Below are 8,627 nucleotides of genomic sequence, written 5' to 3' on the forward strand. Positions count from 1 at the left end.
AGCTTGCTCATGGAGGCCATGACGTCTGGATTGATTTTATCGAAAAGGTAAAGGCAAGGTATGATGAGGAGCTTGAAAAAATCAGGCATCTTGAGACAAACCCTGAAGTTTCAAGAAAAATTCTTTTCATGAAAAACCAGATTTCAGACTGCAGCAGATTCATCGAGCAGTTCACGTTAAGTCCCGGCGAATGGATATTCGACTATGACAGACTGACCGGAACCGCCCAGTTCAAGCCCCTCAAGATAGACAACTATGCAGTGGATACGCTTTTTAAATACTGCGACACCTGCCTTTTCATGAGCGCTACAATACTGGATTACGAACTCTTTGCCGAGTGGCTGGGAATACCTGTTGGGGATATATATCCAATCAGGTGCAAAAGCCCCTTTGACATATCAAAAAACCCGATTCATACCTTCAGGGATTTCAATATGACCTATGGAAATCTGGCGAAATCAGCACCGATGACCGTTCCGGCAATCGAATCCATTTTAAAAAGGCACAGCGATGAAAAGGGAATTATCCACACAATTAGCAACCAGTGCCGTGACTTTCTCATGGACAACCTGAAAAGCTCAAGGCTTCTAACACATGATACAGATAACAGAAGCGAGGTTCTCGACAGATTCAAGCAATCCGATAATCCTTTGGTTTTGGTATCGCCGTCAATGAACGAGGGCGTGGATTTGCCGGGTGATGAGTGCAGATTCCAGATAATCTACAAGATTCCCTATCCGGATTTGGCAGACAAGCAGACACTGCTGAGGGCTCAGGACAATGACAGGTGGCTTGACTACAGGACATGCCTTGCCCTTGTTCAGACACACGGAAGGGGAATGCGATTCAGCGAGGACTACTGCACAACATACATGATAGACAACCGATTCATGGGATATGTCTACTCAGACATGATTTCAAACCAGTTTCTGCCGGACACATTCCGTGATGCAATAGACAAGATGGCCCGGCCCAGAAACGTTAATAACCGAATCGATGACGGAATAATAGGAAAGGGCGAGGAATACATCAGCACCGGAGACTATGCGAATGCTATAGTATACTTCAAAAAACTGTTGGGCAAAAACGACTGCAGGATATATCTCAATCTTGCAAAAGCCTACGAACTGGCATCTCTTTATGAGGAGGAAACCGAAATCATCATCAGATTCTTCAAATCCGGAACTGACTGCGGCGACGCTCAGCTTCACGATTTCAGGCAGAAGTTAAAAAAACTTGACAAACTGGGATATTTTGACTATAATTCAAACATGGAGCAATTGGAAAAGGAATTTTTCAAAAATTCTTTAATGAAAAATTCTCAATCAGTCTTTTGATTATATGGATAATATAGCAATGCTTTTTAATGACTTATAACAATATATAAAATGAAGGTGATTTAATGCCAGTTTGCCCAACTTGCGGTAAGTATGTTGAAGAAGGTGTGGAAACTTGCTCATGCGGAACACATTTCATCGTTTCGGATGAAGAAAAAGTCAATGCAAGATTTCAAAAGGAAGAAAAGCTTGTATTACAATATAGGGAATATGAATCAATTTGTCTGGAAGCCTACAAGAATAAGGAATATCAAAAGGCTGTGGAATATGCTAACATGGCAATTGATTTGAATCTTGGCTCTGACGCTTTGATGAAATATACCAAAGGAAAAGCCCTTTTTTATCTTGGAAGATACTATTATTGCATAAAAATCTTTGATGAATATATCAAGGAATACTTAAACTCATTTTACAGATTTTCAAACATCTCCGGCGCATATCACTGGAAAGCAAGAGCCCAATGGCAGTTAGGTGACGGTTTCGGTTCAATAAAAAGTTATTACAAGGCCCTGGATTATGTGGAAAAGAAAAACGGAACAAGCGAATATAAAAACCAGGTAAGATTCAAGATTAGGGATGAAAGAAGGAAAGTCATCAATTCATCACAGGGTGTAGGAATTACAAATCCGAAACTGGGAAAAATGGAGTATGAACATTTTGACCGTCTTGAAAAGTACAGGGAAGATCTGGACCTTACCATGCAGAATCTCTACGATGCAATCGATGAGGTTGAAGGAGAAGAGCTCACATACGATTCAGTTATTCTAAAGGATGGCGAGCTTTATGTCATTTTTAAAAACAAGGATTCCACAATCGAAAAGCATTTCGACGGAACAAACACTTTTGCTGACGGATAACATGGCCAACCACAAGCATCTTCGCACAGTCATCGAGGACATCCATGCAAACGATGACATGCTCACCAGGGATTTGCTGATGAAGCTCATTAACGAATTCAGATATTCCAATCTCTTCATTCCGGCAAAAAGACAAAAAGGCACACTTAATTTTATTATTTATGAGGACTGCGAAGGAAAAATCACCCCTCTTTTTACCGACGAGGACGAGTTTAGAAAATTCTACAGAGACGATGACATTCAAATCATCCAGAACACATTCGAGCTTTACCAGAACATTATAAAAACAACCGACATTGAAGGATACATCCTCAATCCCGCTTCTGAAAAGTACCTTTTCACAGACAAGTTCATACTGGGCATCACCAATCTTCCAAAGACCAGTTTCTACTCTTCAAATCCATATGATGAAGACGAGCTCAAATCACTCATCACAAATATGGACAATACTTCCCTTGAAGAGTTCATTTCAAAAAGGGAGAATGTGGGATACTATGAGGGGCTCTTTGAAAAGCTGTCCGGTTCCACAGTGATGGCTCTTATGCTGTCTCCAAACGACATTTCGAATCATGCCGAAGACGGCCTCATTTCAATGAAGTCAACCGGACCCCTTGCTCAGATGTATGTGGACAGGATTGGGGGAGAGTATGCATGCATATTCACTTCAACAGAAAAGATGAAAGCGGTGAATTCGGACTGTTATAAGTATGCACAGATTATCAATGTTGCAACGCTGGTGAATTTCGTATTAAGCGAAGACATGGACGGTATCGTTATCAATCCCGAAAGCGACAACGTTCTCATTCCGCGCTCAGAGCTTCTCAGGTATTCTCTTGGCTTTGAAAAATTTGCCAATGACGAGAGGCTGTGCGAGTCTATTTACTATCTGTTTCTGATTGAATAATCTAAAATTTTAATAATCACTAATTATATACTAATATCCATGTCTGAATTATCTGAGTTAATTGAAATCAACAGGAATATCGAAAGGCAGAACGATGAAATCATTCGCCTTCTCAAAAAAATTGCAGGGGAGGAGGATGACGCCCCTGATGCATTCGAATATGTCAAGATGGAAAGCATTCAGCAGGAAATTGCCGAGAAAATCCTAAGCGAGATTCCTGGCAGGCTTCTGGAAAACGAACCTGAAGTCGGTGTGGTACACTTCATCGATGATAGAAACATCTTCAGATTAACAGTTGAAAATAATGAAACTAAGGTCGATAATTTAACAGGTTCATCAAGACCTACTAATTTTAAATGTCAGGAAATCATAGCAAATGAATCCATCAAAAGAAACCAGCCAATTCCTGAGTCTACAGTTATACTTGACAAGGACCAGGCCACAGAGTTGCCGATACTTTTGAAGATGTGCTATGACCAGGGTGCAAAAAACATATTTCTCCCATGGTATTCAATGACACAGATCATAGGTGCCCCTGAAACCCTGATGGAAATTCTCAAGCTCGACTTCTACAAGACAGAAGAGCAGCTTATCGAAAAGGTCTTCGGGTGAGGTGAAAGAATGTCAAAATACTGTCCGGCATGTGGAGTCGAACTCATCGACGATGCTAAATTCTGCAAGAACTGCGGCTCAAGCGTGAGCGCCGTTCCAAGAGGCCCAACCATAGAAAGGCCAGCAGGAGAAAATTCACATACTGCAGCAATCGTCATAGGTTACATCCTTGCCGTATTGATTCCTCTGATAGGTCTTATTATCGGAATATACCTGGCCACAAGAAAGGACTCACAAAGCGCATCCAAGCACGGAAAATACATCATAATCGTTGCGGTCATAATCTGGTTTATAGGATTCATGTCCTCAGCCATGCTTTACAGATAGTGATAATATGGATGGGATTACTCAACTTAACGAATACGTTGAAGTCGATGAGGAGCAAAAAAGTGCAATCGCCAGCATCCGACCTGCCATAAAGGAAATTCGCATCAAATCAGAAAGGATGCTCTGTGATGTGAAGCATTCAAGGGCAGAAAATCTTGAAATGTTGGATGCGGCAGACTATGATATGGATTTTTTGGAAGACCGTATTGTAATGTCCAAAATTCCGGGCTATGCTGATGAGCCATTTGAGCCTTTGGAAAAAGTCTGTCCTGAATGCAACAGGAAATATCCCTCATCAGAAAACTTCTGCATGGACTGTCTGGTAAGCCTCAAGAAAATCACAGATAAAACCGACATTAGGGCAATCAGCACAAGCCCTGAACTTGATTATGTCCGTAAAAACGAATCAGACAATATCATCACCGACGAAAACATCACTCTTATAAACGATTTCAACTTTACCTATGATGATTTTACAGAGGTCATCCGTTCAATCAAAGCCCAGTCATTCAAAAACATGGACAGGCTCATAAAGGAAAATTCCATTATCCTTGACTCACTTGACGTTCTTGACAAGGTCCTTCTTTTTGCAAAGTCATTCGTTGAGGTGGAATACAAGTCATACGGAGGGGAACTCGGATACTTTGAATTCGACAAGATTTATGTGGATGACCGCCAGCGCAAGTCCCTTCAGATAACAACCATTATCCATGAGCTTTCGCATTTTCTTTTCAGGGAGATTCTAATAAGAACAGTCTGCAAAATCCTTGACGTTTCAAAAAACAGCCATGTCGAATCTGTGGTTACATATATATTGAGCGCGTCAGTCTTCAACAGGCTGATTGACGAATATGCCGCCCACAGCGTTGAGGGAAGATTCACAATATTCGGATATCAGGATTACTCGTCATTCAAGGTACTTCAAAAGGAACTGGATCCCGAACACACAGACATTGCAAAGACAATCGGAAACACCTTTGCGATATGCATCAGGGACCTGCTTGAAGGATTTATAGATTGGGATTTGAGGGATGAAATAAAGACACAGTTTCTAAATGACACCATTGAGGAGCCCGATTATGCGGAGCTTAGATTTGAAAGCTGCACCAGACTGTCCGATGACGGATTCATGAAGGCAATCTGGCTTATTTTAACAGAAGGATTTGCAGATATAGATGTCGATGTCGTGAATTCATACATGCGGGAATTCGCAAATTGACTAACTTTATAAAACAACAAAAACAAAGAATAGTTTATGAATATCAAAGAGAAATTTCTAGAAATGGAAAAGCAATTTGCAAAGGAATCTTCAAGGGAACCTGTGGAAAACGTTGAAGATTTGCTTGTTACCTTTATTTTTAAGTTCCAGTTTTTCGAACCATGCAAATACCTGTCAGAAGATGACGAATGGGTCACTTTCATGCTGATACCTGCAAACGAAGTTATGGGAAGTCAGGTCATGACCCTCAGGAAAAGCGAAATCGTAAGCTTCGGAGTGCTGGACGGCAAGAGTCTGGAAAGGCTTGATGAAATGATTAATGAAATCGAACCTGAGAGTCTGTATCAATGAAAGAGATAACTGTCGATGAGAATTTCAATATCGACGATTTGAGCGAAAAGATCAGTGCCGTCATGTCAAAATGGTCAATCCATTTTCTTGACATAAACGGTCCCGACTGGGCAATATACGACTATGAAATGGATTTGAAATATCTCATTCATTTCAATGTCGATTTTAACGATATCGAAACCAGAATCAAGCTGGAAGATTTGAAACTCAATATAATACACCACATCGAATCCCTAAAGGACGAAACCACATACAGGGACAACCTTATCAATGCAGTATTTTTAAGCTAAAAAAAAAGAAAAAAAGACAAGAATTATTGATTTTTAATTCTTGTATTGTAGTATCTCACACCATCGGCGTCATATGTGTACCATTTATTGAATTCGGTATCATACTTTTCACCGATAACGTCAACATATCCGTCAATTTGAGGGTCATAGACCTTATAAGTCTTGTTGGTCTTGTTGGTATCATTCAATGTTTTGTTTGTCTGATTTCCAGCAGTTGAATTATTTGTATTGTTGTTGGATGTGTCTTTTGTGATGTTTAAAGAGTTATTGGTGTTTTTTGTCAGATTATCTGTTGCGTTTTTAACATACTGTCCCTGGTCTGAAAGGGAATATGCAGCAATTCCGATAACTGCTATTATCAAAACAACGATAACTGCTAAAATTATATTTTTATTATCCATAATTTCACCTGATATAATATTTATTTTTTTTAATATATATTAGTCACTGATATCATAGTCGTCAATGATTATATAGTTGAATTCAGGGTATTTGGCCCTGATTTTGGAGAGAACTTCATCTTTTGCCTTTTGCCTGTCGGCATCAAAGTCAACAATCATGTCAAATGTTATCAGGTTCTGGTCCTCATATACTATGAAACCGTGAATTTCAAGGATTTCCTCATGTTGGGAGGCGATTTCATCAAGATAGTTTCTGATATGGGAATACTTGTCGTTTTTGGCATATATTCCAATTGTCAGTATAATTGAAAACTCCTGATAAATCTTGAGGATTATCTGACGGCTCAGATTCTGGATTTCAACGGCAGTCAGGACATCGTCGACTTCTACATGAACAGATCCCTGCATGTCCTCCGGCCCATAGTTGTGAAGGCTCAAATCATAAGCCCCATAGACGCCCGGAACTTCACATATTGATTTTTTGATATTGTGTGACAGTTCAGGATCAATCCTGGCCCCTATCATGCTGTCAAGAGTTTCCCTAAGCATGTCGATACTTGCCTTTATGATTACTATGGATATTATTACTCCAAGAATTCCTTCAAGGGATATGTGCCAGAATATGGATATGATTGCCGCAATGAGTGTTGAAAGGGAAAGAATTGCATCGAAAAACGCATCGCTTCCGGATGCCACAAGCGCCTGTGAGTTGATATCCTCGCCGACTTTCTTAACGTACTGGCCAAGGACGAACTTCACGACAACCGCAACGGCAATGATTACGAGTGAAACGGTGGTATATGATGTCACGTCCGGATGGAATATCTTAGGCCATGATTCCATAAGGGCAGTTATTCCCGCCCACAGCACGATGGCCGCAATGATTACTGATGAGAAATATTCGATTCTTCCGTAACCATACGGATGGTCCTTGTCCGGTGCCCTTCCTGCCAATTTTGTACCGATGATTGTAATTATTGATGAAAGTGCGTCGGTAAGGTTGTTGACTGCATCCAAGGTGATTGCAATGGAATTTACAAGTATTCCTATTGTTGCCTTGAATGCCACAAGTATCAGATTGACGACAATTCCGATAATGCTTGTTTTGACTATTTTATCCTGTCTTGACATAATATATATTATGTTTAATAAAGATATTTAAAGCTTAAAAAACAACATTATTAATGTATAATTAATTTGGGAGAAATTTTTCATGAATTATTTAGTTGTTGGTGCCGGAAATGCAAGCAGGCCCGTTGCAAGATTACTCAATTATTTGGGCCATAAGGTCATTATAACAGATTTGAAAGAAATGTCACAGTTCAAGCCAATATATCAAACATGGCTGCATAAGATGGAGGACGAAGGCATAATACTGGATTTGAACAATCCAAATCCTACACTGGATGGCATTGAAGCCGTTTATATGCCCCCTACATTGCCTAAAACCGCTCCGATTGCAAAGCTTATAGCCGAAAGTGACGTCAAGATACTCACCAACGAGGAATTCTCACAGATGGTCAACGACCTTGTGCCTGCAGACATCATAGGAATTACCGGATCAATGGGCAAAACCACAACAACAACTCTCATAACCAGCGTATTTGCAGGAGCCGGATTTAAGGTATGGGCATGCTCATCACTTGCAAACAATCTGGTTTCAGAAACAATCATTGACGGAATTGTCACAGGAAAGGCTGAAAGCTGTGACATTGCAATCTTTGAACTTCCTCACGGGTCCCTCGGTCTTTTAAACAGCCTCAATATCAAGATTGGTGTCCTGTCATATCTCACTCCGGAACACCTCAACGAGTTTGAAGGCTCATATGAAAAGTACCAGCTTAGAAAACTGCGCATGCAGGAAATATCAGAAACATTCATTGCAAATGCCGAATGCCGGGAAGAGACAGACCTTTTAAGGCCTGACACAATATTCTACGGCATGGACAAGGAAGCTGACTTCAGGGGAACAATGAGTGACAGAAAGCTTACAGTCACCTATGACGGCGGAGAGTTCACAACACCATTCTACATGATGAGCTACTTCTTTGAAAACGCAGTGGGGGCTGCAGCCGTTGGAATAAATTACGGAATCAGCGAAGATAAAATCATAAAAGCCCTTTCAGAATATAAGGGTATTTCAGCACATATGGAAGACTTCGGCGAAATGAACGGAAGGCAGGTTATCATAGATGCGGCATTCCTTCCCGACGGAATAAGGACAACCCTCGACTACTTCGAAGGAGAAAGCCTTGTAGTGTTCCTCGACCACTTCGATACATCCTGGGTAAGGGACAAGAAGGAAGTCGGTGAAATTCTGGATGAATAT

Annotated in this window: 11 protein-coding genes; 9 read left to right on the forward strand and 2 right to left on the reverse strand. The window is 40.6% G+C overall.

Annotation, left to right across the window (positions count from 1 at the left end; all coding sequences use genetic code 11):
• Positions 1-128 precede the first annotated feature (128 nt).
• From QZV68_RS08280 to QZV68_RS08315, 8 genes are all read left to right on the forward strand, one after another.
• Positions 129-1,337, forward strand: coding sequence for a helicase C-terminal domain-containing protein (locus QZV68_RS08280; RefSeq protein WP_296880443.1), 1,209 nt, complete (start codon positions 129-131; stop codon positions 1,335-1,337).
• Between the two features lie 65 nt (positions 1,338-1,402).
• On the forward strand, positions 1,403-2,194 hold the full coding sequence (locus QZV68_RS08285) for a tol-pal system YbgF family protein (protein ID WP_296880445.1): 792 nt from the start codon (positions 1,403-1,405) through the stop codon (positions 2,192-2,194).
• Positions 2,121-3,098 carry an SseB family protein gene (locus QZV68_RS08290; protein WP_296880447.1) on the forward strand — a complete coding sequence of 326 codons (978 nt, stop codon included), beginning with the start codon at positions 2,121-2,123 and terminating at the stop codon, positions 3,096-3,098. Before QZV68_RS08285 ends, QZV68_RS08290 begins: the two co-directional genes overlap by 74 nt.
• A gap of 39 nt (positions 3,099-3,137) precedes the next feature.
• The gene (locus tag QZV68_RS08295) at positions 3,138-3,710 is read left to right on the forward strand and encodes a hypothetical protein (protein ID WP_296880449.1); all 573 of its coding nucleotides are present in this window, start codon (positions 3,138-3,140) and stop codon (positions 3,708-3,710) included.
• Positions 3,711-3,719: 9 nt separating this feature from the next.
• The gene (locus QZV68_RS08300; protein ID WP_296880451.1) at positions 3,720-4,037 is read left to right on the forward strand and encodes a zinc ribbon domain-containing protein; all 318 of its coding nucleotides are present in this window, start codon (positions 3,720-3,722) and stop codon (positions 4,035-4,037) included.
• A gap of 7 nt (positions 4,038-4,044) precedes the next feature.
• Complete coding sequence (locus QZV68_RS08305) at positions 4,045-5,256, forward strand: hypothetical protein (protein ID WP_296880453.1); 1,212 nt, start codon at positions 4,045-4,047, stop codon at positions 5,254-5,256.
• Positions 5,257-5,292: 36 nt separating this feature from the next.
• Positions 5,293-5,607 (forward strand): hypothetical protein, encoded by a 315-nt coding sequence (locus tag QZV68_RS08310; RefSeq protein WP_296880459.1) that lies wholly within the window; start codon positions 5,293-5,295, stop codon positions 5,605-5,607.
• Positions 5,604-5,897, forward strand: a complete 294-nt coding sequence (locus tag QZV68_RS08315) for a hypothetical protein (protein ID WP_296880464.1) — start codon at positions 5,604-5,606, stop codon at positions 5,895-5,897. Before QZV68_RS08310 ends, QZV68_RS08315 begins: the two co-directional genes overlap by 4 nt.
• 23 nt (positions 5,898-5,920) lie before the next feature.
• On the opposite strand, the gene QZV68_RS08320 is transcribed toward QZV68_RS08315, so the two are convergent.
• Together QZV68_RS08320 and QZV68_RS08325 are read right to left on the reverse strand one after the other, a co-directional pair.
• Positions 5,921-6,298: a hypothetical protein gene (locus QZV68_RS08320; protein ID WP_296880467.1), complete on the reverse strand. Its 378-nt coding sequence runs from the start codon at positions 6,296-6,298 to the stop codon at positions 5,921-5,923.
• 39 nt (positions 6,299-6,337) lie between these two features.
• Positions 6,338-7,429: a cation diffusion facilitator family transporter gene (locus tag QZV68_RS08325; protein ID WP_296880469.1), complete on the reverse strand. Its 1,092-nt coding sequence runs from the start codon at positions 7,427-7,429 to the stop codon at positions 6,338-6,340.
• A gap of 82 nt (positions 7,430-7,511) precedes the next feature.
• Between QZV68_RS08325 and QZV68_RS08330 the strand changes: the two genes are divergently transcribed.
• Positions 7,512-8,627: Mur ligase family protein (locus QZV68_RS08330; protein WP_296880471.1), on the forward strand; the 1,116-nt coding region annotated here is incomplete at its 3' end.

The sequence above is a fragment of the uncultured Methanobrevibacter sp. genome, assembly GCF_902801725.1.
Taxonomy (GTDB): domain Archaea; phylum Methanobacteriota; class Methanobacteria; order Methanobacteriales; family Methanobacteriaceae; genus Methanocatella.